The sequence below is a fragment of the Paludisphaera rhizosphaerae genome (assembly GCF_011065895.1).
In the GTDB taxonomy this organism is placed as follows: Bacteria; Planctomycetota; Planctomycetia; order Isosphaerales; family Isosphaeraceae; genus Paludisphaera; species Paludisphaera rhizosphaerae.
In genome coordinates this window covers 24,725-49,028 of sequence record NZ_JAALCR010000012.1, presented here as the reverse complement: position 1 = coordinate 49,028, position 24,304 = coordinate 24,725, and the positions used below count along the sequence as shown (strand labels likewise).

Genomic DNA, 24,304 nt, shown 5'->3' with positions numbered 1-24,304 from the left:
GGCGTCTCCTCTCATCGTCATCTTACCGCGCTCCGACGCCGATCAGCACGCGGGAGCCGTCGCGGAGGGAACGCTCGTAGAAGAAGAGCTGGTTCTCGGGGGCGTCGACGTGGGTGGTGTAAGCCGGAGCGTCGGACGGGCCCTCGCGGAAGGAGCAGAGGAAAGAGATCCGACCGGCCTCAGCGCTCTCGTAGGTCGTCTCGGCGACGCGATCTTCGCCCAGGTCGCAGGGGAGCGTCTCGCCCGGCTGGAGCCGCTCGCTGCGGGTGGCGATCAACTCGAAGCCATGGTTGGGGAGGACCTTCCGAAGCTGGTCGCGGACCTCGGAAAGCCTCGGGTCGATCGCCGAGGCGTTCGGCGTCGCCTTGATCGCGAAGACCGTCACCTGCATTGGCTGGCCCGTCGCGACGAACTGCGGAGAGGATGGCGTGGGTTGCGAGGGACGCTCACAGCCGGCGAATAGCAGGAGCACGGCGATCAGAGCCTGGGTGCCATGGCCACGCTTGCGTGGCCATGCGATCGGCGACGGTCGCGCCGGATTCCCGGGCCGGTTCATGGCCACGGAAGCGTGGCCATGGCACCCGAGCAAGTCGCGTCGAACAGTGGAACGACCATCGGCCGACGGCGGGATCATCCGTCACTCCGACATGGCGACGGCCGGTGCGGCCAGGTATTCGAGGCGGTTGAGGAGGAGGTGCCAGGGGTCGACGCCCCCTTCGCGGCTGAGGTCGGCGACCTGAAGGGCGTCGAGGTCGGGGCGGATCAAAACGAGCTGACCTTCCTCGATGTGGACCGTCGACGTAACCCGCTGGGAGACCTGGCGGGCGTCGGGAATTGGGCCTCGGCCGTGCAGGGCCAGGCCCACGGCGATCGCCGCGGCGGCGGCCTGCGAGAGCAAGACCAGCGCAACCGCCGCCCAGCGTCCGCGAGGGGCCGGTACGACGGGCATGGCCAGGGTCAGGGGCTTCGCCTCGGGGCGGTCCAACTCTCGCGTCACCGACGCCCAGACGTCGTCCCAGGCCGCGGCCGAGGGGGCCGCCGGTCGGGTCGCCTGCCAGAGTCGTTCGAGACGGTCGTCCTGCGGATTCATGGGTCGTTCCTGTTCGGGCTCAGTCGAGCCCCTTGAGGCGGTCCCAGTCGAGCGATTCCTGCAACTTGCGGCGAGCTGCGTTGATCCGACTCATCACGGTGCCGATCGGGACGTTCTGGGCCTCGGCGATCTCCTTGTAGCTCAACCCGGCCTCCGCGAACATCACGAACGTCGCCCGAAGGATCGGAGAAAGCCGGTCAAGCGCCCCGTCGAGCGCCCGGCGGAGGTCCGTCCGCTGGAGGCCCCGGGCCGGGTCGTCGTCGAGCGATGGACTCGTCGGCTCCCCTTCCAAATTCACCAGTTTACTTCGCTTGCGCCGTCTGCCTTGATCGAGGGCCGTGTTGGTCACGATGCGGATGAGCCAGAATCGGAAGCCGCCGCGACCGTCGAACTCGTGCAGGCGGGCGAAGGCTTTCAGCAGCGATTCCTGGACCACATCCAGCGCGTCGTGTTCATCTCCCAGGAGGCGGTAGGCTGTGCGGTAGGCGTCGTCGCGGTGGCGGAGGAAAAGCTCCTCGCGGGCCGCCGGGTCGCCTTGCCGGGCCCTCGGTACCAGCGCCTCGTCGGGGATGGATGCGACGGCCGGGGCTTCCAGCATACGGTCTCCTACCCCCTTCAGACGATCCTGGACCGTCTCCTATTCGATCGGCCGGGGCTCGGTTAAACTGGGGCGTCGATTCGAGGCAACGCGACGCCCCATTGTAACGTCAGGAGCCCCGCCCGCCGTGTCCGTCGACGTCCTGATCCCCGAAGCGGCCATCCGTGACCGTCTCCGCGAGTTGGGGGGCGAGGTCGCCCGCGACTACGCCGGCAAACCTCTAACCATCGTGGCGGTCCTGACCGGCAGCCTGATCGCCCTGGCCGACCTGATCCGCGCCGTCGACGTCCCCCACCGGATCGGCCTGGTCCACGCCAGCAGCTATCGAGGCGCCACCACGACGGCCTCCACCCTGGTCATCAACGAGACCCTCGCCCCCGACGTGGCCGATCGCGACGTCCTGCTCCTCGACGACATTCTGGACACGGGCCAGACGCTCGCGGCCCTGGTGGACCACATCGCCCAGCGCGGGGCGAAGAGCGTCAGAACGGCCGTCCTGTTGCGGAAGATCGGCCGCCAGACGGTTCCGATCGAGCCCGATTACTGTGGGTTCACGATCCCGGACGCCTTCGTCGTCGGCTACGGCCTGGACTACGACGACGACTACCGCCACCTCCCCTACGTCGGCGTTCTCAAGACCTGACGGCTGGAAGATCGAAGCGAGCCGAGCCCCCTCCGTGACCGAACCCTCCCCCTCCCCACTCAGGCTGGCCCTGCTCTCCCGCCGCTTCCCCCCGCTGATCGGCGGGGCTGAGCGCGTGCTGGCCTATCTGGCGGAGGCCCTGGCCGCCGAGGGAGCCGACGTCTCGGTGCTGACCTCGGCCGTCGGCGAGGCGGCGGGTTTGCCCGAACGCGAGGAGATCGACCACCCGCGCTCTCGGGGGGGCGGGCGGTTGACGATCCATCGGCTGCGGACCTCGCCGCTGCGGTTCGTCGGGACCTGGCTTTACATGCGGAACCTCCGCCGCTGGCTGGCGTCCAACCCGGTCGACCTGGCGTACGTCTCGATGCTCAAGCACGACGCCTACGTGGCCGTCGGCGCGGGCGAGGAGCGAGGCTTCCCGGTCGTCCTCCGGCCCGAGGGGGCCGGCGATACGGGGGACGTGGCCTGGCAGGCGAAGGGGAACTTCGGCGCGAAGATCGCCCACCGCTGCAAGCAGGCCGACGCCTTCGTCGCCATCTCGAAGGCCGTCCGCGACGAACTCTCCCGATCCGGGTACGACGAGGCGAAGATCCACGACCTCCCCAACGGCGTGCCGATCCCCCCCCGGCTCTGGCAGCGTCGCGAGGGCTGGCGCGACGCCCCCCGCGCGGCGTTCGTCGGCCGGCTGGCGCCCGAGAAGGGGGTGGACTCCCTCCTCCACGCCTGGCCGATCGTCCGTCGGGCCTTCCCCTCAGCGCGGCTCACGCTGATCGGCGAGGGGCCGGAGCGTCCCCGCCTGGCGAAGCTGGCCGAGGAGCTGAAGCTGGGCCCAGACGCCTTCGCCATGCCGGGGGCCTCGAACGACGTGGAGGGGGCCCTGCGCGGGTCGGACCTCTTCGTCTTGCCGTCGAACGAGGAAGGGATGAGCATCGCCCTGCTGGAGGCGATGGCCCTGGGGATTCCCGTCGTGGCCTCGGCGATTCCGGGGAACCGTCGGTTGATCTCTGACTTCAAGCACGGTCGACTGACGCCCCCCCGCGAACCGGAGGCGCTGGCGCAGACGATCGTCGAGCAGTGGTCCACGTTCGATCGGGCCTTTCACATGAGCCGGGCGGCGCGGGGCCGCGTCGAGCAGCAGTTCTCGATCCGGGCCGTGGCTCGCAAGCATCTGGATCTGTTCCGGGAATTGATCGCCCGCCGGCGATCGATCGGGTCGACCTGAGACGAGGGAGCGGGGCCGCCGTGCTGAAGGTATTGCAACTGATCCCCACGCTCGACCGCTCGGGCGCCGAGAAGCAGATGGTGATGCTGTCGAAGGACCTCCCTCGCGACCGCTTCACCGTCGAGGCCGCCGTGCTGACGCGCTCCGGCCCGCTGGAGGCCGAGCTGACCGCCGCCGGCGTTCCGGTGACGTCGATCGCCAAGCGGCACAAGGTCGACCCCTGGGCGCTGGGGCGGCTCACCCGGTTCATTGAGGCCGGCAAGTTCGACGTGGTGCAGACCTGGATCTTCGCCGCCAACGCCTACGGCCGGATCGCCGCGAAGCGGGCCAAGGTCCCGGTGGTCGTCACCGCCGAGATGGCCGTCGACCTTTGGAAAGGGCCGATCGAGCGTTACGTCGACCGCAAGCTGGCGACGTCCTGCGACCGACTGGTGGGGAACTCGAACGCGGTCGTCGACTTCTACATGGGGATGGGCCTGCCGGCCGACCGGATGGAGATGATCTACTCGGGGATCGCCGACGAGCCCCCGCCGGCCGACGTCGACCCGGCAGCCGTCAAAACCGAGATCGGCTTCCCGCCGGATGCGTCGCTGGCCCTCTTCGCCGGCCGGTTAGCCCCGCAGAAGCGGGTGGCCGACCTGCTCAAGACCCTGGACCTGTTGCAGCACGTTCAGCCGGACCTCCGCACGGCGATCGTCGGCGACGGACCGCTCCGCTCGACCCTGGAGAAGCTCGCCGTCCAGTACGAGCTGAGTGAGAAGGTCCGATTTCTTGGGCACCGCGACGACATCCAACGGCTGATGGCCGCCTCTGACGTGGTCGTCCTCCCCAGCGAGTACGAGGGGCTGCCGAACGTGGTTTTGGAGGCGATGATGCTCTCCAAGCCGGTCGTCGCCACCGCCGCGCCGGGGACCACGGAGGTCGTCGTCGACGGCGTCACGGGTCTGCTCGCGCCGGTGGGGAACCTCCCCTTGCTCGCCCGAGGCCTGCGCGACCTGATCCGCGACCCCCGCCGCGCCCGGGCCCTCGGCGCCGCCGGCCGCGAACGGGCCCTGGCCGACTTCCGCGCCGACGCCATGGTCGCCCGCTTTGCCGACCTCTACGAACGCCTCGCCGCCGCCAAGGGCCTCCGCGTCGTTCCCTCACGCTCCGCCGCGACCTGACCATCACGACGGACGGCTTCGTCTGCGATCGAAGCCAACCGGTTGTGTGTCGTAAGTTGTTTTCAGACAAGATGATGTCGATGTTGTCGGCGGCTTCGTTCGGCGAGAATCGCGGCCCTTCGCGGCGTTCCCGTCGCGTCTCGCCGGCCTGCGATCGGCGGCGAGACGCTCAAAACTCGTCGGATTGCCAAGGAGCCCGGGAAAGCGCGTCGACCTGTCTTGAGCATGGTTCCTGGAGGAGAATCATCGCCCAGTCAATCGGAGGTTCCGGGTCTCGTTGTGCGGCCTTTGAGGGGTGGATCGATTCGTCGCGGTTCCGACCGCCTCGGAGAGGAGCGCTGCTGTGGGAATGGTTGCAAGCCTCAGAGGGGAAGGGACTCCTCGAACGCCTCGGCGGACGGCGTCGCCCGCGCTGGTCGCGTCCTGGTTCGTTGCGGCGGTGCTCCTCGCGAGCCCGGGGTTCTTGGCCCGGGGGGACGAAGCCCCACTGAAGGCCGGCGTCGCCCGTCGCGTGGTGACGCCGCCGGTCCGGGTGCCCTATCTGACCTCCTCGGCGCAGGCGACCAACGCCCCGTTCGGAGGGGTCCACGACGACCTGCACGCTCGGGCGTTGGTCCTCGACGGCGGCCGGAATTCGCTGGCCCTGCTGACGGTCGACTCGATCGGCTACGACAACGCCCTGCTCGGCCCCGGCCGAGATTTCACCCGAGAGCTTCGCGAGCGGGTGGCCGCGAAGACGGGGCTGGAGCCGGGCTCGATCCTGCTCGCCGCCTCGCACACCCACTCGGCCCCGGAGACGATCGGCCTGACGCCCTTCCGAGACGTCGCCGGCGTCCCCGACTGGATCGAGTCGCACCTGAACGACCTCGTCGCGACCGTCGTCGAGGCCTGGGAACGTCGTGTGCCGGTCCGGGCCCGTTTCGGGTCGAGACGCGTCGATGAGGTGGCGCGCTATCGCCGGATCGTCTTGAAGGACGGACGACTCAACCGCGCCGGGGCGCTGCCGACGCCGGAGCAGACCGCCGAGCCCTGGGCTCTCGACGAGGACCTGTCCGTCCTCTACCTCGAGACGCTCGACGGACACCCCCACGCGGTCGTGCTCAACTACACGGCGCATCCGGTGATCGCGATGCTGCTCCCCCCTGTCTCGGCGGATTACCCCGGCGCGGCGACGGCTCTCGTGGAGACCCAACTTCCGGGGGCCGTCTGCCTCTTCACCCAGGGGGCGGCGGGCAACATCAATTCCCGGCAGGTCTCCACCAACTTCGATGACGTTGGGGCGACCGGCCGACGGCTCGGCGCCGCGGCGATGGCGACCATCGACGCGCTGAAGACGAGCCCGCCAACCGCGATCGATGCTCTCGACGTGCGATCGCAGGTCTGTGAACTCGAAGGGCGGCCGTGCCCGTCGGTCGAGGAGGCGGCGCGGCTCGCCGAGGCCCAGCCGAACGACCGAAACAGGCGGCTGGCTCGGCTGGCGCGGAAGTTGTCCGAAGAGCCGCTCCGCGCCGAGGTGCAGGTCATGAGGCTCGGCCCCCTCACATGGGTCGGCCTGCCGGGCGAGCCGTTCGTCGAGACCGGCCTGGCCCTCAAGAAGGCGGGCGCCTCGTTCGTCGTCGGCTATGCGAACGGCTACCTCGGCTACCTTCCGATCCGACGAGCCTACGACGAAGGGGGATATGAGGCCGACCCAGGTCCCTGGAGTCGGGTCGGCCCCGGCAGCGCCGAACGGTTGCAGGAGATCGCGGAGAGACTCCTGCAAGAGATCCGCCGTCCAGCCGGTTGAGGCGGGCCGGTTCCGGTTTCGGACCTTTGACGACCTCCGCGGATCACTCTGGATTTGCAGGCGACGGTTGGTCAGCCCCCCTTCCGCCGCGCGGCGAGAAGGGAGGCCGTCGCCGGCTTTCGTCCCGCTTGTGCCGGAGTGAACCGCCGCAGGTTCACGTCCGGTCGTGGTCCCTTAACGCGAGGCGGGTTTCAGCTTGGAATCCGGGGGCTTCGCGACGGCTTTGAACTGGTCGGCGGACATCTCGGTCGTGGAGCCGTCGCCGAGGATGACGCGGCCCCCCTGCTCCGGCGTCTTCTTTTCGTAGCCGATCGCCGAGGCGCCGCCGTATTCGTCGAGGTTCACGTCCCAGTAGATCACCACGTCGCCGGATTTCAGGGCGTCGATCGCCCCGGGAAGGCCGGCGGCGAGCTTCTGGGCCTCCTTCAGCGACTTCGGCGTCGGCCGATTCTGCTCGCGGCAGATCCGCAGAAGCTGGCCCACCTGCTCCGCGGGCGTCGGCGCCGAGTCTGGGACGGCGGGCGTTTCGGGCTCGCCGCAGCCGACGAGGATGAAGGCCAGGATCAGCCCCAGGGTCGTTCGCAAACTCGTCCTCGTCGCCATCGAGACTGGTCTCCTGATGCCTTGCAAAGCGGCGGCGGACCTCGCCATCGTCTTGTGTTCTAGTGTTGCGTATCGGGTTGGGGAATGGAAACGGGGCTCGTGCGAGGCCCTCGTGCGAAAGGGTCGTGGCATGTCGATCGACAGCTATCCCGTCGGACTGCTACTTGTCCCCTGCTGCGTCGTCGCGTCGCTTGCCGGGTTGCATGCCTCGCGTCGGTGGCTGCCGCACGACGAACTGGTGCGGTTCCAGGACGTCGCCAGCTACTTGTTCGCCGTGGTGGGCACGCTCTACGCGGTGATCCTCGGGCTGGTCGTCGTCGACTCGATGAGCAAGTTCTCCGAGGCCCGGCTGGCGTCCGAGGCCGAGTCGAATGCGCTCTCCGAGATCATCCTGTTCACGACCCAGTTCCCCGGGGACGGTTCGCGTCGGGTCCGAGACCTCGCGGGGGATTACGCGAAGAGCGTGATCGAGACCGAATGGCCGACGATGGCGCAGCATGGCCACGCGACGGAGACCCACAAGATCGCCATCGAACTGCTCCAGACCGTCTTCGCCTACGAGCCGAAGTCCTCGCGCGAGGAGCAACTCTTCGCCACCCAGGTGCAGGCAGCGGCCGACTTCTGGAATTTCCGCCGGACGCGCCTCGTGCACGCTTCCCAGTCCGGCCTGCCGACGCTGGAGTGGATGGTCCTGATCTCCGGCGGGGTGATCACGGTGGTCTTCGCCTACTTCTTCAAGGTGGAGCACCTCCGGCTCCAACTGGCGATGACCTCGATGCTGGCGGCGGTCATCGCGCTGAACCTGTACCTCATCCTGATGTTCGCATCGCCGTTCTCGGGCGACCTGCAGGTCGTGCCCGAGGGCTTCCACCTCACGCGGGTCATCCTCGACGAGGTCGAAGGGCACCATTTTGAGTGATGAAGTTCGGAGGACCAATCGGGTGAAAAAATGGAGGCGCCGGGAGATACTCGAACATATTGAACAGAGGGTATAACTATATTGATTAGTGGCAGTGCGAAATTTGCAATGACTTAGTAAATCTGCAGATCCCACACCCGGCGCAGGCGATTTATGCGTAATGATGATGGTCGCATTAGATCAAGTAGTTGATCGTGAAGGGTTGCTGCGAAGGCGGAAATGGACGAATTGAAGAAAGGCTCCAAGGCAAATGGCTATAGAACCACCTGCTGCAAGCCCCCAAAAGGAGATGTTATTACTCTGTGGCACTAGAGCCAAACCGGTCCAAGACGAAAGACGAGTTAGATCATCACAATTTATAACAGTGGGTGAACGATCGCCATCCAGCACTTGAACCAGTTTGCCGGTATGCCCAACAGGGCGAACAACCACAAAATGGCCTTCGCTGCCGATGCGAAAAAACATGATGATCGGCGACTCGACCCGAAAAGATTTTATGGGATAGTCAAGAGCTTCTAGCGTCAACCCTAACTGCTTCGCCACTCGTTGCAAATCACCTAACGAATGCCCCTGGGGATTGGCAGGAGGCAAAAGTGGAAGTATTTGTTCCGGCGAAATGTTTATTGCGACGCACTTGAATAATTGATATAATGATTGAGCGCCGCACCCCCAGTTTTCAGGGCCTGGATTCTGATTAGTTGTTAAAATCATGGCGATGAACACTCCAATCGACGCAGTCATATCTTCTTTCTCCACTGATAGGCGACTGCGATGGCCAGCGAGATCGCGGCAACAGCGCCCAAAATCCAGGCCGGGAGAGTTGTCCAGAACTGCTCGGAGCTCGCAGCAACAGATGCGTCAAGTCGGGACGATTGGCGGTCCGCCTCCGCTAGAGCATCATCAAGCCGTTTGGCCCTCTCAGCTTGGGAAACGGGGGAACGTCTGGCCGGTTTAGGGGCGGGATGATTCTTGAGTTGGTCTAACAATGCTCGTAGGTCCTCCTCGCTCGATGCTAGGGCATGTCTCTTGATCGAGAAGAACTCATTCCTCAAATCTCGATTCACTTTGATTGTGTCTCTGAGAATTCGATAGTGTTCCTCAGAGGTAGGCGAATCGCGGTAGACCGTTTTGCCTCGATCCATGAATGACTCCGAGAAGACCTCAACCAAGCCGGAAATAGGTATGGTGACCGAAGGCCGACCAGGCACGGGAACTTCATAGAATCCATCAAATGAGGTTCGCAGACTCAATTTGTCCCCATCAAACCATTCCATTCGTGCAACAACTCCACCCTTTCCTAGATCGATCCATAGTTTCGCATAAGGGAGAGGGCCTTCCCAAGCTCCCAATTGAGGTTTTGGACGCCGAAGCATTCTTACGACGTGACATCTGCTCCCGCTCAATACCTCGTCACCAAGGTATTGATACTCGTGTTCGTCATGGCCCCCGAGGCTGGACAGGAACCACGCTAGGTGGATTCGTTGAGCTGATCGTGGAAAATAGAGCGATCCAGCGCCACCCGCTGTAGTACGCGGCTCACGAAGTTCCACTCTAGGAAGCACGTCCGGCGTTGCATCCAGAAGGTCGAATTTGTAATTCAATAGGCTGTAAAGAAAACGCGCGTCTGGGCTGTCGTTAGCATTTAATGTGTACAAGTCGAGCAGCGTCGCGACGTTGGACCGGTAGGCGTAGAAGCCTTGGAACTTCGACTCTATGGGTTCACTCTCCGGCTTTACCGGATAGGTGGCAATTCGCCCCTCGTAAACGAATGTGATGTTCTGGAAGGCCATCGACTCTCGCTCGAGCAAAGCGAAGCATGTGCGGGAGTCCAAGTTCCCGTCCGGCTGGCCTAGTAACACCATTGAAAAAAGAACCGATAAGGCGAGCACTATGCGTTTGACTCCTTGTAGGTTAGCAGTTAAGGCCAGCTGTTTGGGCCGGCGGGTCAACAAAACTGATGCTTGTCAAGCTTCGCTCAGCGAGCAGAGGAGGATTGTTATGTGTCTTGATCAGGGTAGGATCTTTTGGTCCTGGTTTACTGTTTCATATGTTCTATTTGGATAGATATATGAAAGCGAGCCTGCCAGGCCATTTCTGCGTTAAACGTGATTGAGTTGAACGCAAAGAGAGCTCGGCCGAGCCGAAATTCCGCTGAATATAGCTCGGCCGAATGCCCGTGGTTTTACTGGTCTTCGTACTCGGCGATACCGGTCGTGCAACTATAACTCGTCGAGAAGGCACAGTACATCTGGGGATTGCTTGGATTGCTGTTTAGTTGGCATGTGCCTTTCTGGCCCGAGTTGTTTTCATTGCCGCAGAGGACGAAGGTTCCCATAGGAGATACGATCTCGGTTCCCCCGTCAGGTGCAACGTCCGAGAACCAAGCGATCCAATTCTTTATCGGGTCGAACGATGCGCCGCACGTGATGCATGTAACGCCTTGGCGATTCTCTGCGCACCCGAAACCTACGACGCTCGGCGGACCGGGTGGATCAAATGCCGTTTCCGTAGCGATGTTCTCGGAGAGGCACGTGCCCGATTCTGTTTTGACGAAATCTGGGTTCAATCCACGAAAATTCGTTAGGGATTCATCAGGCAATGTCTTGGCCTCCTCCCCAGGAAACTGCGAGAACACCGCCCAAACGATGAGAAATAGTCCCATAGTCATGGACAGCACTCCAAGAAAGGGGGAAGACTTGAGCGATGGAGCCGAAGCCGACGTGCTCATAGAGCACCTCCTTTAACATGGTTTATATGCTTTGTCCCGATGCGTAGATTTCCGGATCGATCAGTCAACTAGTTCTCCACCATTGCGAGTGCCTAGCCCTCGCCATACGGCCGTATCGATGGCATCGCGCACTGTGCGGACCGATCCATCGCCCATAAGCGCGCCCACAGTGTTCGGATGCCGGCTTCTTGCGGTTGCCATTCCAATTGGTGAAGACATGCGTGCGGCAATACAGTCAGGCGTCGGCCCGTTTGGCCGCTGAGTGTGGCTGTAGCTAGTACAGTCGCGGCCTGCCCAAAACCAAGATCGTCCGCTATTGACGAAAGCTGGAGTGGCACCGGGCCTGGCGACGATTTGACAACCCTGCAACAGTGAGTCGGCGGAAACGATATTCGACGGCATGGCCCAATAATCTCGATCGGCGGCAGGATGGCCGACCATCCCCGAGCCTCGCAGTCGTTCCGAAAACGCAACGGTATGACTGAGCCCATCGACTACATAAGCAGAGCGTGTCAATCCGAGATCCTGGAACAGGCCATTCCCACTGTCCCTGAATTCAGCCGATCTGCGAGGTGCCGGTCCTGTTCCCACATTTGCTCGATAGTTGTTGCCGGCCCCATTGAATTGACCTCCGTCAGACGGACAGAGGAAGGTGGGCACGCACGTTGCGGCAGCTGTGGCATTGATAGCGATGGACTGCTTTTGCTTGCTAGGTAGCTCGTTCACACCGAGGAGGAAGGGGGACATGGTTCCCACTTCGAAGTTGATTGCGTTGTAAACAGGTCGGTTCTCCAAGAAGGGAATGAGCCTCACGTGAAATGAAAAAGCGCCAGCATAGATTATATTGACGCCGCCGTCCGACTGTCTTTTTCCGAATCTATTGGTGTTGCAGATTGGATAGCACGAGTTGATTTCGTGATAGCCATGCAGTGCCAAGCCGATCTGGCGAAGATTGTTGTGGCAAACCATCCGCCTAGCTGCCTCGCGCGCGAATTGAACCGCCGGGAGCGTGAGAGATGCGAGGAGGCTGATTACGCCGACTACGACGACGAGTTCGATCAGAGTGAAGCCGTGTCGAGTAGCTTGGCTCTTCATGTTTACCTCTGATCGACCGGTTTGATCACTGGTATGGTAAGTATAGGCCACTCAGGATGGTCTGATGCTACAGTGATTTCTGGCGTCCTTTCGTCCATTGCTCGTTTCGCATCTACGGTAATGTTGATCCTCTGAAGTCCCTTCTTACTCTCCAGGACTTCGTAGCGTGATACTAGACGCTCTGGACCCAACTTCATCAATTGGAATGACCTGCCATCAGATCGTACGACCATGGAGAAATCTACATTGGAAGCGGTGTTGGAATCAAGGATGATTGCTCGGGGCGTTATGGCGAAAGGAGGTGGCACATTCCATGTAAATGTATGCTCGCGGCTATGGCCGTCAGCCCATCCAAAACCCAAGACTCCACGATACACGCCTGCCTCAGAAGCGGGCAGTTCAATCTCCAGAGGCTGTCTCGACGACTCAAGTTCCCCTGTCGTCTCGATTATGGGATCCCCTATCGGTCTTGCCCGTACCGGCGACTTGGCATTGATCGTTGAAGGCAAGGATTCCCCGTTAGCTTTCAGCCGCCGCGCAACCATCGTTCCGTGGATTCGGCCGGATTGTTTGAATAATGCTACAGCTGTACTTCCATCAATTGAAAACTCCCATCTAGGATGCACTGTTGCGAGGAGTGTGAATCTTCGTCTCGGTGAGTTAGTGTCGGTTGTATGCACTAGGAAGTCGACGCGTTTTCTTTCGCTTATGCTTCCGATCTTTAGAGTTGCCGGTAGCGTCGCGGTATCTCCAGAAGAGACCTCGATGTCTCGATTGAATTTCATCGTTGAGCAGCATGGGCTACCAACTTCTATCCTTACAATTTTAATCGCTGAAGATGTGCTGTTATGTAGTGAAAACTCGTGTGTGAGAACCTGTCCATCTGCGAGGACGTCGCCCAAGTCGTATGTGATATCGTGCTTACCGCCGGAATTGGTTGAGCAATATGATGGAGTGACCCCGTTGTTCGGAGTGGCGATTTGGTTAGAGCAACCTAATGGAGCAAGTGCGCATATGAACAGATATCGCTTCAAGGAATTGTATCCCTAATATGTTTTGTGCTGGTGTGAAACACTTTGGGCGACGGGTTGACCACAGATGATTTAAATAATCCGAACTGCTGGCGGTCGTCAAATTAATTTCTATAAATACGACTGTATTGGGATACGGGAGCCAAGTATCAACCCAATTAGCCCCTGGTTACGATGCAGAGGTCGAATGGGTAGGATGAGCCGCATGGACCGCGTCGCCTGGGCGAGCCGCGGTCGAAGGACGAGTCGAGGCATCGAACCGGGAAGAAGGCGGGCCATGACGTTCGGCGACGGGTCGAAGACGCAGGGGGCGTTCGTGCTGGCGGCCAAGGGGCTGACGCCCGGCAAGCTCCGGGGCTTGCAGCGGATCAGCAACCCCGGCGGCACGCTGACGATGCTGGCGCTCGACCAGAACAACTCCGTGCTCGACATGGCCGGCAAGGCCCTGCGCGCCGCCGGCGAGGACCGCCCGGCGAACTATCAGGACGTCGTCGAGGCCAAGCTCGACATGATGCGCCACCTGGCGACGGCGGCGTCCGGCGTGCTGATCGATCCCTATTACGGGGCGTGGTCGGCCGTGGCGTCGGGAGCGGTTCCGCCGCAGGTCGGTCTGCTGCTGCGGCTGGAGCGGACGAAGTACGAGATGAGCCCCAAGGGCGCTCCGATGGCGACCATCGAGCCCGGCTGGTCGGTCGAGAAGGCCAAGCGGATGGGGGCCGACGCGGTCAAGCTGCTGGCCCAGTTCGAACCGAACGAGCACGAGTCGGCCGACGCCAACCTCGCGCTGGCGGAGCGGGTCTTCGAGGAGTGCAAGAAGCACGACATTCTGCTGCTGCTGGAGGCCGTGGCGTTCCCCTACAACGGCGAGACCAAGAAGGACGCCTCGTTCCTGGACCGCAAGGCGGAGACGGTCATCGAGTCCGCCCGGGTCCTCAGCCGGTATTGCGACATCTACAAGGCCGAGTTCCCCGGCACCCTCGACCGTGAGAGCGACCAGCAGCTTGAAGACAACCTGCAAGCGCTCGACGCCTCGTCCGAGCGGCCGTGGGTGCTGCTCTCGGCGGGCGTGGACTACGACGACTATCTCGTCCAGGTGGAGATGGCCCTCCGCGCCGGAGCCTCCGGCGTTCTGGGAGGCCGCGCCTTCTGGAAGGAGTACTTCCAGCAGCCCGACGGCACCGGCCGTCACGCCTTCCTGAACGACGTCGCCCGCAAGCGGCTGGCCGACGTCGACGCCCAGGTCCGCGAGAACGGCGCCCCCTGGTTCACCCGCTACGGCTTCAGCGCCGAGGAACTCCAGACGGTCCGGGGCGTGGAGGGCTGGCACTTCCGGTATTGATGAAAGAGTGTGAGGCCGTGATGCCATCGAACCGCTAAAGGGCGATCACGGCCTCCCCTCGTGGGGGACGGCGGCCGTGAAGCGTCCGGATGACGGGGCGATCAAGGCCGACGCGTCGGCTCAGAGATATCCCAGGTCGGCCAGGCGGCTCTGGATGGCGGCCTCGTCTTCCTCGTCGTAAGACGAGGCGACCCCGGCGGTCGATCCGTCCCCGTTGTCGTCGCGCTGGTGGGCGGTGGCGGCGAGGTCGGGGGTGAGGACTTCATCGAGGACGCGGCCGTCCATGTCGGCGGGAACGGGGACGCCCAGCAGGTGGAGGACGGTCGGGGCGATGTCCAGCAGGTTCGCCCCCGAGGGAGCCGTCCCTTGCTGGATTCCAGGGCCGCCGGCGATCAGCACGCCTTCCATCCGGTGGTCGCCCGTCGGGCCGAAGGCGGGGGCGATCACCTTGTGGGTGGTGAAGTCGTGCAGGCCGATGGTCCGGTACTTCCAGTCCTTCAGGACGACGGTCAGGTCCGGGGCCTTGTCGGCGTAGGGCCCGTGGTAGAGGTCGGCGGCCTCGTGGACGTGCTCCACCAGGGACTCGCCCGTCTTGGGGTCGGGGATGGTCATGAGTCCGGCCTTGATCTCGTCGAGCAAGGCGCGGGCGTCCTTGGGGTCGACGCAGCCCTGGGGCTGGCGGCCCTTCAGGTTCAGGAAGAGCTGGCCGAAGTTCCCCTGGGCGTAGGCCCGGGTGCGCGACCAGTCGATGTGCTCGCGCGAGAGGAAGACCTTCTCGCCCAGGCGGTCCAGGGCGCTTTCCTGCTTGCCGCGGAACCGGGAGACGCGGTGGCCGGCCATGCCCAGCTTGCTCATGATCCCGTAGATCCACTGCGGGGTTACGCCGCGGCGGTAAAACCAGTGCTTCTGGCGGACGTAGAAGTTGTCCTTCAGGACGATGTAGCCCTTCTCCAGCAGCCAGACGTTGAAGTTGACGTAGTGCTCGATCGGCCCGAATCCGTGGTCGCTCATCAAGAGGAACGTCACGTCGTCGCCGGCCTCGTCGAGGATCTTGCCGATCCCGCGGTCGAGCGTCTTCCAGAACTCCAGCAGCTTGGGCTTGAGGGCGGCCAGCTTCGTCTCGCGGCCCTTCGCCGAGGCGTGCGCCGTGTCCCAGGCGTGCCAAAGCTCATGGCCGAAGCGGTCGGTGGCCATGAGATCGAACATCAGCAGGTCCCACGGCCGACGCTCCATCAGGAAGGCGATCGTCTTGAGGTGCTGGTCGAGGAACGCGGTCAGGTCGTCGACCACGGCCTCCTCATTGTCGCCGTCGTGGATTGAGGTCGACCACGCGCGGTAGGGGCCGACGGCCTTCTCCAGCTCGGCGAAGAGTTCGGGGTCGGTGGTGAAGTCCGGGGCGTTCTCGGGGCTCAGGAAGTCGCCCAGGTAGAAGCCGGGGAAATCCTTGGCGGGGCGTGGGGGATAGCTCATCGGCACGCCGCCGGCGATGGTCTGCTTGCCGTGGCGGGCGAGGATCTCCCAGATCAGGTCGGCGCGGATGGCTCGCGACGAGTTGACCCGGCCGTGCATTGGGTCGTGGTCGTGCTCCAGGAATTCAAAGACCCCGTGCTTCCCCGAATTCTTGCCGGTCATCACGCCCGTCCAGGCGACCGGGCTCAGCGGTGGGAAGACCGATTGCAACTCGCCCGACGCACCCCGCGCGCGAAGGCGCTCGATGTTGGGCAGCAGCCCGTCGGCCGCCAGGGGGCCCAGGATGTCCCAGGTGGCCCCATCCAGCCCAAGCACCATGACCTTCATCGCCGCTCGATCCTTTCTCCGGCCGATCCGACCCCGGAAATCTCCGTCGCCGCTTCATGTTCCGCAGTTCAGCTTCCGGGATTCCGCCCCCCGGCGTCAACCGACATTCCCCTCCGGGAGATCCCGCGAATGCCCATTGCGTCAGCCGAATCGCCTGGGAGCCGTGCCTGAAACTCGCGCAGGCCTAGATGATTTCGCGGGCATTTCTGAGGCGCCTTCGAACGTCGATAGCCCCCAGGCGAGATCCGGTTGTAGCTCTTCGGAAAAAAATCATGAATCGTAAACTGCTATTTACAAATAGGTTAACCGCAAATTGCGGCGGTGTTGGCAAGGAGATTTAAGTCTTGGGCACAGCTCGTGCTTTACTCCTATTTCGTTGCGAGCGACGAGGGCCGAAAGAGTGCAAGCCCAAGCCGCTTCCCCAAATCACGCTGAGAGTTGCGACGACCCCGCAGCCTCGGCAGCCTCCACGAGCAAGCGTCGTTCTCCCTGGCTGTGCCCGGCTCCCTCGGGGGGAGCCGGGCTTTTTTTTGCGCCAGGAGTCAGCACGAGACGCGCAAAGAGGCGGCAAATCGAGCCCCCGTCCGTTGGAGGCTCGCCCTGGCCGGTTGGATCTAGCGCCGGCTGATCAAGGTCGCCAGGGAACCGGCCCGTTCACGGCTCCCATCTTTCCGACCGTGATTCGCGCGGCTTACTTCTCCTGCGCTTTTTCCGCCTTCTCCGCCTTCTCCGCGGCCTTGAGCTTCGTCCTCAGCTTGTAGAGCTTGGGGGTGATGTAGGTCTCGACGTAGCCGTGGTACGGGTTGTTGCGGGCGAAGTCCTGGTGGTAGGCCTCGGCGGGGTAGAAGGTCTGGAAGGGGACGATCTCCGTGACGATCGGCGACTTCCTGGGCCGCTTGGCGTTGATGGCGTGCTTGGCCTCCTCGGCGATCCGCTTCTGCTCGTCGTTGTGGTAAAGGATGATCGAGCGGTACTGGGTTCCGTGGTCGGGCCCTTGCTCGTTGAGAGTCGTCGGGTCGTGGGCCGTCCAGAAGAAGTCCAGGAGATGGCCGAACGAGATGACCGACGGGTCGAAGGTGATCTCGATGACCTCGGCGTGCCCGGTCAATCCGGTGCAGACCTGCTCATAAGTCGGGTTGGGGACCTGGCCGCCCGAGTAACCCGAGACGACCTGCTTCACGCCCGGGATCCGCTCGAAGTACGCCTCGGTGCACCAGAAGCAGCCGCCGCCGAAGGTGGCTTCTTCCAGCTTCGGCTTCTTGGGCGTCGCGTCGTCCTTCTTGGCCGTCGCGTCGTCCTTGGCCTCGGCCTTCGGGGCCTCGGTCTTCGCGTCCTGCCCCCGCGCCGCCCCCGCGACGAACGCCAGCCCGAACGCCAGGCCAAGTCCCCAGACCCGCTGAATCGTGCTCATCCGTCCGCGCTCCTCATTTGATGGTCGCGATCCGTACCCCGATCCGGGACGCCCCGGCGCGCTCCACCACCATTGTCGCCGCCTTCGCCGCCGTTTCCAGCCCCGACCTTGGGTGCAGAAAAACCAGCATGGTCCTTGCAGGTTGGCGATGCCTGCTGTATTTTCAGCACTGTGCTAAAAAATCTGCATGTGAATCCGGGCGGGCGAGGTGCTCAGGAGGGCTCGTCATGGCGAAGACGGAGGCGTTGGCGAAACGAGAGCGGGAGATCATGGACGTCGTCTACCGCGCCGGGCGGGCGACGGCCGCCGAGGTCCGCGAGGCGCTGGCGGATCCGCCGAGCTACTCGGCCGTGCGGGCGATCCTCCGCGTGCTGGAGGAGAAGGGACATCTGAAGCACGAGCAGGACGGACCCCGGTACGTCTTCCTGCCGACGGTTCCCCGCGAGAAGGCCCGGCGGTCGGCGTTGAAGCGGGTCGTCCAGACCTTCTTCGAGGGCTCCACCGCGCAGGCGGTGGCCGCGCTCTTGGGCTCGCCGGATGCGAAGCTGACGGAGGAGGACCTGGACCGGATCGCCGGGCTGATCGAACAGGCGCGGAAGGAGGGCCGTTGAGATGGGCGAGCTCTTGCTGACGGGAGGGTTCGCGGCCGTCGTCGCGAGGGTCACGATCCTGCTGGGGCTGGCGATTTTCGTCGTCCTCGCAATGCGCCGGACCTCGGCCGCGACGCGGCACGGCGTCCTGGCCTCGGCTGCGGCGGCGAGCCTCGCCGCGCCGTTCCTGACGCTCCTCGGGCCGACGTGGTCGCTGCCCGTGCTGACGCCGACGGTCGAGCCGATCGCAGCCTCGTCGGTCCCACCTGCTCCGGCCTTCGATCGCTTCGAACCAGCAATGCTTCCCCCCCGTGATGCGACGATCGGCCAGTCCCCCGCACGACCGATCCTCGCGTCGCCGGTCCTCGCTCCCTCGCCGCCCTGGACATGGTCGCAGCGACTCCTCGCGATCTGGGCCGCCGGCGCGGCGGTCGCGGCGATTCCCGGGGTCGTCGTGGGCGTGCGACTCCGACGACTTGCGAGACGCTCTCAACCGCTCGCCGGCCCTCCCTGGGACGCGATGCTGGACGACCTGCGAGGAAGGCTGGGCGTTCGAGGGCGAGTGCAACTGATCCACTCGAACGCCGTCGCCGCGCCGATGACCTGGGGCGTGTTCCGCCCGATCGTCGCGCTGCCTTCGGATGCGGTGGCCTGGCCGGAGGACCGTTTGCGAGCCGTGCTGGTCCATGAACTGGCGCACGTCGCCCGTCGCGACGCCCTGGCGCAGGTCCCGGCCAGGCTGGCCTGCGTCATCTACTGGTTCCACCCGCTGGCCTGGTGGACGGCCTCGCGGATGCTCGTCGAGCGCGAACGGGCCTGCGACGACCTGGTTCTCGCCGCCGGCTGGCGAGGCGTCGACTATGCCCAGCGCTTGCTGGAAGTCGCTCAAGGAGTCTGTGGCCGGACGGGCTTCGCGGGGGTCGCGGCGATGGCCCCGTCGTCGCAGGTGGAGGACCGCGTCCGGGCGATCCTCGACGCCTCGCGCAACCATCGCCCCCTGGGACGCCGCGGCATCCTCGCCCTCGCCGCCGCGACCACCGCGCTGGCCGTCCCGCTCACCTCGGCGAGGCTCGTCGCCCAGGCTGCGCAACTGGCCGCTGAGGCTCCCAAGGCAGAGACGATGACGATCTCGGGCCGGGTGCTCGACTCGGAAGGGAAGCCCGTCGCGGGGGCCAAGGTCGTCGTTGTCGGGCGTCGGTGGGAACCGAGCCCACCGAAAGAGAGGAAAAACGAGTTGGGAGAAGGCGTGGCCGACGGCGAAGGCCGCTTCCGCATCGAGACCCCGCGGACTTCCTCGGATCGGTGGTACCCCAGTGGGAACGTCGTGGCCGGCGCGCCGGGCTTCGGCCTGGGCTGGAGGGCGTTCGACGTCGACGCCGCCGCGCCCACGGTCGAGGTCGTCCTGCCGCCCGAGGAGCCCACCGAATTCCGGTTCGTCACTCCCGAGGGCCAACCGGTGACGGGGCTGGTCGTACGGATGCTCTCCTTGACTCGGGAACTGCCTCCGGCGGAAAGGCCCGGTCCGGACTTGATCCCTTTCGTGGTCGTCAGTCTCTACCCTCGGGTTCCCGACGCGTTGGCCAGCCTGTGGCTGGGCGAGTGGAAGACCGACGAGGAGGGGGTGATCAAGGTCGCCGGCCTCGGCCGAGGGATCATGACGAGCCCCAGCATCAACGACCCGCGATACGTCCTCGACGCGGCCTTCGTCAAGGCGGCCCCCGCCGAGGGCTCGAGGCGGACTCGCGTGCAATTGAGTCATGCGTTGCGAATCTCCGGCCTGGTCAAGACCGCGGACGACGGCCGGCCGATTCCCGGTGCGACCGTAAAGGTGACGACGAGGATCGACCCCACCGGAAGTGAGCGCAGCGGGAAAGCCCAATCCGATGAGCAAGGGCGGTACGCGGCCACTATCCCCCCCACCTCCTCCAAACTGGAGGTCACGATCACTCCGCCGCTCGGTTCGCCTTATCTGACACGGTTCGATGAATTCCCGAAGCCGCCCGACGCGACGCCCCAGACTCTCGACCTGACGGTCCCGCGCGGAGTGTTGATCGAGGGCCGCGTCGTCGATCGCGAAGGACGGCCGATCGGCAACGCGACGATCACCTACAGGCCCGAACGTCGGGACAAGCCCCCCTGGGGGCCGAGGAACGTCTCGGGATCGATGGCAGGCGTCTCCAGCGGGGCCGACGGTCGTTTCGCCATCGCGGTCGCCCCGGGGAAGGGGACGGTGTCTGTGGCCGGGCCGACCCAGGACTACGCCCTCAAGGAGTGGACCGAGGCGAACCGCCAACGCGAATACGCCCACGCGTTCCTCCCCTACGACGTCCAGCCCGGCCAGGCCCCCGTCGCCATGGACGCCGTACTAAACCCCGGAGCAACGATCGTCGGTCGCGTCGACGATCCCGAAGGGCGGCACGTCGCGCGGGCCTCGATCATTACGGCGGCCTCGTTCGCCGGAAACCGTCTGTCCTGGGGAGGCTCTGCGACGATCCCCGTCGTCGACGGCCGATTCGCGATCCCCGGGGCGACGGCTGGACGCCTCATGAGAGCCTGGTTCTTCGACGCCGAGCGCGGCCTGGGCGCGATGGTCGACCTCGACCCCGACACGGGACCCGTCGTCGTCAGGCTACAACCCTCCGGCGAAGCCCGCATGCGTGTCGTCGATCTCGACGGCCGGCCGTACGCCTCCAGCGGCCCTCGGCTCTCGATCGTCGCCGCCGCCGGCCCCCCGGAACTTCACGAATTGGAAGGCATCGACCTGACCGCCGAAGAACTCAAACAACCCCTCGCCGAGGAAGCCTACTACGGCTTATTCGACCGGCGCAACTACTGGCCCTGGCCGACGTTCCCGAAAGAACCCGACGCCGACGGCCGCGTGGTCTTCCCCAAGCTGATTCCCGGCGCAACCTATCGCATCTACGAGCGGGTCCTCGAAGGCGACGAGGCAACCCTCCGCTGGCGTGACTTCACCGTCGCCCCGGGGCAGACCATCGACCTGGGCGACGTACACATCGAGCCCTAGGCAGGCAATTGACTACGGAGCGACCGGGTTCGCCGGTCGCGAAGTTGACGGAGGATGGCGTGGACCGCTTCGGCGGCCTGATCGAGTAGACGCGAGAGGAGGGAAGCCGAGATGGAAGCGCTCTTGATGGGAGAAGGTCTCGCGGCGGCCGTCATCGCGAGGGTCACGATCATCCTGACGCTCGCGATCCTGGCCTGCATCGCGATGCGTCGGAGTTCCGCGGCGATGCGGCATTGCGCCCTCGCCGCGGCCGCGACGGCGAGCCTCGCCGCGCCGTTCCTCGCGGCCTTCGGCCCAACCTGGGCGCTGCCGTCCGTAGGGTTGATGAAGGCCGATGAGCCGGTCGACCCATCGTCACCGCTTCCCGTGTTCGAGTTTACTCACGAACCAGAGGTGGTTCCTGGGTCTGGTCGCGAGTTGATGGCCGCTTCTCCGCGGCCCACGATCGCGACTCCCGTCGCAGCTTCTGCTGCCCCGTGGACCTGGTCGCAAAGGGTCCTGGCCATCTGGGCCGTCGGAGCCGTGGTCGCGGCGGTCCCCGCCCTGGTCGTCGGAATCAGACTCCGCAGGCTGGCGAACGCGTCGCAACCGCTGGTCGAAGGGCGTTGGGACGCGATGGTGGACGACCTCCGAAGCCGACTCGGGGGCGTTCGATGCGTCCGGCTGCTCCAATCAGACGCCGTCGCCTCACCGATGACGTGGGGCGTGTTTCGACCGGTGATCGTGCTGCCGACAGGCGCGGAGACCTGGCCGGAGGGTCGCCTTCAGGCCGTCTTGATGCACGAGCTGGCGCACGTCGCCCGCCGCGACGCCCTGGCGCAGGTCCCGGCCCGGCTGGCCTGCGTCGTCTACTGGTTCCACCCGCTGGCCTGGTGGACGGCTTCGCGGATGCTCGTCGAGCGCGAGCGGGCCTGCGACGACCTGGTTCTCGCCGCCGGCTGGCGAGGCGTCGACTACGCCCAGCGCTTGCTGGAAGTCGCCCAGGGGCTCTGCGGCCGATCCGGCTTCGCAGGGGTCGCGACGATGACTCGGACTTCCCAGGTCGAGGACCGCGTCCGGGCGATCCTCGACGCCTCGCGCAATCATCGCCCCCTGGGACGCCGCGGCATCCTCGCCCTCGCCGCCGCGACCACCGCGCTGGCCGTCCCGCTGTCCTCGGCAAGGCTCGTCGCCCAGGCTCCTCAGGCCCCCGCAGCCGCCCCGGAGGCCGCGCGAATGACGATCTCGGGTCGGGTGCTCGATCCGGAAGGGAAGCCGCTCGCGAGGGCGAAGGTCGCGGTGGTGGGCCATCGTCAGCGGGCGCATGAATCAGCCTGGCTGGAGCAAGCGGCGATCGTGCTGGGTGAAGGCGAAGCCGACGGCACCGGCCGGTTCCGCATCGAGACCCCGCGAACCTCGTCGGGTCGTTACCAGAATGCCAATGTTGTGGCCGGCTCGCCTGGATTCGGCCTGGGCTGGAGCGCGTTTAACCTCGACGACGCCGCGCCCACGGTCGATGTCTCCTTGCAGCCAGAACAACCCGTCGAACTCCGCTTCCTCACCCCTGAAGGACAGCCCGCGGCCGGCCTGGCGGTGCGAACGCTCAGCCTGACAAGAGAATTGCCCCCGCCGGCGAGACCCGATCCGGCTGTCCGCAATCTCGTCGGAGTGAACATGTCCCCGCAAGTGCCTCCAGTGTTGGCGGGCCTATGGCGGGGCGAGTGGAACACGGACGACGAGGGTCGGATCCACCTCACCGGCCTCGGCCGTGGCGTGTGGGCGAGCCTCAACCTCGACGATCCGCGATACTTCCTCGACCTGGCGTTCGCCAAGGCGGACGCACCCGAAGGCACGAAGCGGATCGAGGTGAAGCTGAAATCCTCGTTGAGGATCTCAGGTCGAATTACAGGAGGCGACGACGGCCAGCCGATCCCTGACGCGATCGTCCATCTGATCACGAGGGTCAACGCCGCGGGCGCGGCCCGAGGCGGGACGGCCCGGACCGATGCGCAGGGACCGTATGAAGTCTCACTTCCCCCCAAATCTTCGAACTTGGAAATCACGATCTCCCCTCCGCCCGGATCGCCGTATCTCACTCGGCACGAAGAATTCCCGAAGGTCCCCGACGCCATGTCCCAGACCTTCGACCTGATGATCCCGCGCGGCGTGCTGATCGAAGGCCGCGTCCGTGATCGTGACGACCGGCCGATCGCCGATGCAACCGTCTGCTACACCCCGGACGTAGACGAACCCACATCGGGTCCGAGCAACCTCTCGGGACGAACGGCGGGCGTCTCCAGCGGGAACGACGGCCGTTTCATCATTGCCGTCGCTCCAGGCAAGGGGACGTTGTCGGTGAACGCAGCGACGCAGGACTACGCACTCAAAGAAGCGGTCGGTGCGTATCACGTCCGCGATCACGCCCATGCCTTCCTGGCCTACGACGTCCATGCAGGACAGGCTCCCGTCACGGTCAACGCCATCCTGGATCCGGGCTCGAAGATCGTCGGCCGCGTCGAGGACCCGGAGGGTCGGCCCGTTGATCACGCGGAGATCATCACGGCGGCCTCCTTCGCCCACAGCCGATTCACCTGGGGAGGCACATACACGATCCCCGTACGCGATGGACGTTTCGAGATCCCCGGCGTGACGGCGGGTCGCCCGACGAAGTGCTGGTTCTTCGACGCCGAGCACGGGCTGGGCACCGTGGTCGAACTCGATCCCGCCCAGGCGGCCGGCGGCCCGATCACCGTCAAGCTTCAGCCCTCCGGCGAGGCTCGCATGCGAGTCGTCGACATTCAGGGCCAGCCTTACTCGGCAAGCGCTCCGCTTCTCTCCATCGTCGCCGAGCCCGGCCCCCCCAGGCTCCACCTTGCCAGAGGAATCCCCTTGACTGAGGAGGAAAGCAAGCAGCCCCTCGCTCTGGAGACCCCATACATTCTCTTCGACCGCCGAAATTACGGGCGCACCGTCGTCAAAAAACCAGACGCCGACGGCCGCGCGAGCTTCCCCCAGCTGATCCCCGGCGCGACGTATCGAATTTACGAGCCCACCTTGAACGGCGGCGTCGAGACTCTCCGCTGGCGTGACTTCACCGTCGCTCCGGGGCAGACCATCGACCTGGGCGACGTCAGAATCAAACCCGGCTCCGGTGGCTGATCCCGTTTACTCCGTCGCCCTGGCCGTCGCCCAGCTCGACGATCGTCCAACGGCCGTCGCGACGGCGGGCGACGTCCAGTCGAGAGGAGGCGGCTGGGCACCCGCGGCTGTTCCGACACATCCCGG

20 protein-coding genes are annotated in these 24,304 nt (G+C 64.8%); 9 read left to right on the top strand and 11 right to left on the bottom strand.

Features of this window, described 5'->3' with window-relative positions; translation table 11 throughout:
- Positions 1 to 22 precede the first annotated feature (22 nt).
- From G5C50_RS16705 to G5C50_RS16695, 3 genes are all read right to left on the bottom strand, one after another.
- Positions 23 to 391, bottom strand: coding sequence for a hypothetical protein (locus tag G5C50_RS16705; RefSeq protein WP_206107741.1), 369 nt, complete (start codon positions 389 to 391; stop codon positions 23 to 25).
- A gap of 246 nt (positions 392 to 637) precedes the next feature.
- The gene (locus tag G5C50_RS16700) at positions 638 to 1,090 is read right to left on the bottom strand and encodes a hypothetical protein (RefSeq protein ID WP_165071210.1); all 453 of its coding nucleotides are present in this window, start codon (positions 1,088 to 1,090) and stop codon (positions 638 to 640) included.
- 19 nt (positions 1,091 to 1,109) lie between these two features.
- Positions 1,110 to 1,688, bottom strand: a complete 579-nt coding sequence (locus G5C50_RS16695; RefSeq protein WP_165071208.1) for an RNA polymerase sigma factor — start codon at positions 1,686 to 1,688, stop codon at positions 1,110 to 1,112.
- 127 nt (positions 1,689 to 1,815) lie between these two features.
- Here G5C50_RS16695 and hpt point away from each other — a divergent pair, with 127 nt between their 5' ends.
- The 4 genes from hpt to G5C50_RS16675 all read left to right on the top strand — a co-directional run bounded on the left by hpt (position 1,816) and on the right by G5C50_RS16675 (position 6,502).
- The gene (gene hpt, locus G5C50_RS16690) at positions 1,816 to 2,331 is read left to right on the top strand and encodes a hypoxanthine phosphoribosyltransferase (RefSeq protein WP_240907120.1); all 516 of its coding nucleotides are present in this window, start codon (positions 1,816 to 1,818) and stop codon (positions 2,329 to 2,331) included.
- A gap of 34 nt (positions 2,332 to 2,365) precedes the next feature.
- Positions 2,366 to 3,553: a glycosyltransferase family 4 protein gene (locus tag G5C50_RS16685; RefSeq protein ID WP_165071204.1), complete on the top strand. Its 1,188-nt coding sequence runs from the start codon at positions 2,366 to 2,368 to the stop codon at positions 3,551 to 3,553.
- A 20-nt stretch (positions 3,554 to 3,573) separates the two neighbouring features.
- Entirely contained in the window at positions 3,574 to 4,716 is a 1,143-nt protein-coding gene (locus tag G5C50_RS16680) for a glycosyltransferase (protein WP_165071203.1), read from the top strand.
- A gap of 463 nt (positions 4,717 to 5,179) precedes the next feature.
- The gene (locus tag G5C50_RS16675; protein ID WP_206107740.1) at positions 5,180 to 6,502 is read left to right on the top strand and encodes a hypothetical protein; all 1,323 of its coding nucleotides are present in this window, start codon (positions 5,180 to 5,182) and stop codon (positions 6,500 to 6,502) included.
- 174 nt (positions 6,503 to 6,676) lie between these two features.
- Here the strand turns inward: G5C50_RS16675 and G5C50_RS16670 are convergent, their stop codons facing one another.
- Positions 6,677 to 7,105 carry a hypothetical protein gene (locus G5C50_RS16670; RefSeq protein WP_165071199.1) on the bottom strand — a complete coding sequence of 143 codons (429 nt, stop codon included), beginning with the start codon at positions 7,103 to 7,105 and terminating at the stop codon, positions 6,677 to 6,679.
- Between the two features lie 112 nt (positions 7,106 to 7,217).
- Here G5C50_RS16670 and G5C50_RS16665 point away from each other — a divergent pair, with 112 nt between their 5' ends.
- The gene (locus tag G5C50_RS16665) at positions 7,218 to 8,024 is read left to right on the top strand and encodes a bestrophin-like domain (RefSeq protein ID WP_206107739.1); all 807 of its coding nucleotides are present in this window, start codon (positions 7,218 to 7,220) and stop codon (positions 8,022 to 8,024) included.
- Positions 8,025 to 8,204: 180 nt separating this feature from the next.
- On the opposite strand, the gene G5C50_RS16660 is transcribed toward G5C50_RS16665, so the two are convergent.
- The 4 genes from G5C50_RS16660 to G5C50_RS33260 all read right to left on the bottom strand — a co-directional run bounded on the left by G5C50_RS16660 (position 8,205) and on the right by G5C50_RS33260 (position 11,847).
- Positions 8,205 to 8,765 (bottom strand): cysteine peptidase family C39 domain-containing protein, encoded by a 561-nt coding sequence (locus G5C50_RS16660; RefSeq protein WP_165071196.1) that lies wholly within the window; start codon positions 8,763 to 8,765, stop codon positions 8,205 to 8,207.
- Positions 8,762 to 9,814, bottom strand: coding sequence for a hypothetical protein (locus tag G5C50_RS16655; protein WP_165071195.1), 1,053 nt, complete (start codon positions 9,812 to 9,814; stop codon positions 8,762 to 8,764). The genes G5C50_RS16660 and G5C50_RS16655 overlap by 4 nt, the downstream gene beginning before the upstream one ends.
- Positions 9,815 to 10,206: 392 nt before the next feature.
- On the bottom strand, positions 10,207 to 10,752 hold the full coding sequence (locus G5C50_RS16650; RefSeq protein WP_165071194.1) for a hypothetical protein: 546 nt from the start codon (positions 10,750 to 10,752) through the stop codon (positions 10,207 to 10,209).
- Positions 10,753 to 10,812: 60 nt separating this feature from the next.
- Positions 10,813 to 11,847: a DUF1559 family PulG-like putative transporter gene (locus G5C50_RS33260; protein ID WP_165071452.1), complete on the bottom strand. Its 1,035-nt coding sequence runs from the start codon at positions 11,845 to 11,847 to the stop codon at positions 10,813 to 10,815.
- 1,308 nt (positions 11,848 to 13,155) lie between these two features.
- On the opposite strand from G5C50_RS33260, the gene G5C50_RS16640 reads away from it, so the two are divergent.
- Positions 13,156 to 14,217, top strand: a complete 1,062-nt coding sequence (locus tag G5C50_RS16640) for a tagatose 1,6-diphosphate aldolase (protein ID WP_165071192.1) — start codon at positions 13,156 to 13,158, stop codon at positions 14,215 to 14,217.
- A gap of 120 nt (positions 14,218 to 14,337) precedes the next feature.
- Here G5C50_RS16640 and G5C50_RS16635 read toward each other — a convergent pair whose 3' ends face one another.
- Together G5C50_RS16635 and msrA are read right to left on the bottom strand one after the other, a co-directional pair.
- Positions 14,338 to 16,014: an alkaline phosphatase family protein gene (locus G5C50_RS16635; protein ID WP_165071191.1), complete on the bottom strand. Its 1,677-nt coding sequence runs from the start codon at positions 16,012 to 16,014 to the stop codon at positions 14,338 to 14,340.
- Between the two features lie 691 nt (positions 16,015 to 16,705).
- On the bottom strand, positions 16,706 to 17,425 hold the full coding sequence (gene msrA / locus G5C50_RS16630) for a peptide-methionine (S)-S-oxide reductase MsrA (protein ID WP_165071189.1): 720 nt from the start codon (positions 17,423 to 17,425) through the stop codon (positions 16,706 to 16,708).
- 227 nt (positions 17,426 to 17,652) lie between these two features.
- On the opposite strand from msrA, the gene G5C50_RS16625 reads away from it, so the two are divergent.
- From G5C50_RS16625 to G5C50_RS16615, 3 genes are all read left to right on the top strand, one after another.
- Positions 17,653 to 18,036, top strand: coding sequence for a BlaI/MecI/CopY family transcriptional regulator (locus tag G5C50_RS16625; protein ID WP_165071188.1), 384 nt, complete (start codon positions 17,653 to 17,655; stop codon positions 18,034 to 18,036).
- 1 nt (position 18,037) lies between these two features.
- Positions 18,038 to 21,040 (top strand): M56 family metallopeptidase, encoded by a 3,003-nt coding sequence (locus tag G5C50_RS16620; RefSeq protein ID WP_165071187.1) that lies wholly within the window; start codon positions 18,038 to 18,040, stop codon positions 21,038 to 21,040.
- A gap of 111 nt (positions 21,041 to 21,151) precedes the next feature.
- Entirely contained in the window at positions 21,152 to 24,178 is a 3,027-nt protein-coding gene (locus G5C50_RS16615) for a M56 family metallopeptidase (protein WP_165071185.1), read from the top strand.
- On the opposite strand, the gene G5C50_RS33255 is transcribed toward G5C50_RS16615, so the two are convergent.
- Complete coding sequence (locus G5C50_RS33255) at positions 24,156 to 24,299, bottom strand: ATP-grasp domain-containing protein (protein WP_165071184.1); 144 nt, start codon at positions 24,297 to 24,299, stop codon at positions 24,156 to 24,158. The genes G5C50_RS16615 and G5C50_RS33255 overlap by 23 nt on opposite strands.
- Positions 24,300 to 24,304 lie beyond the last annotated feature (5 nt).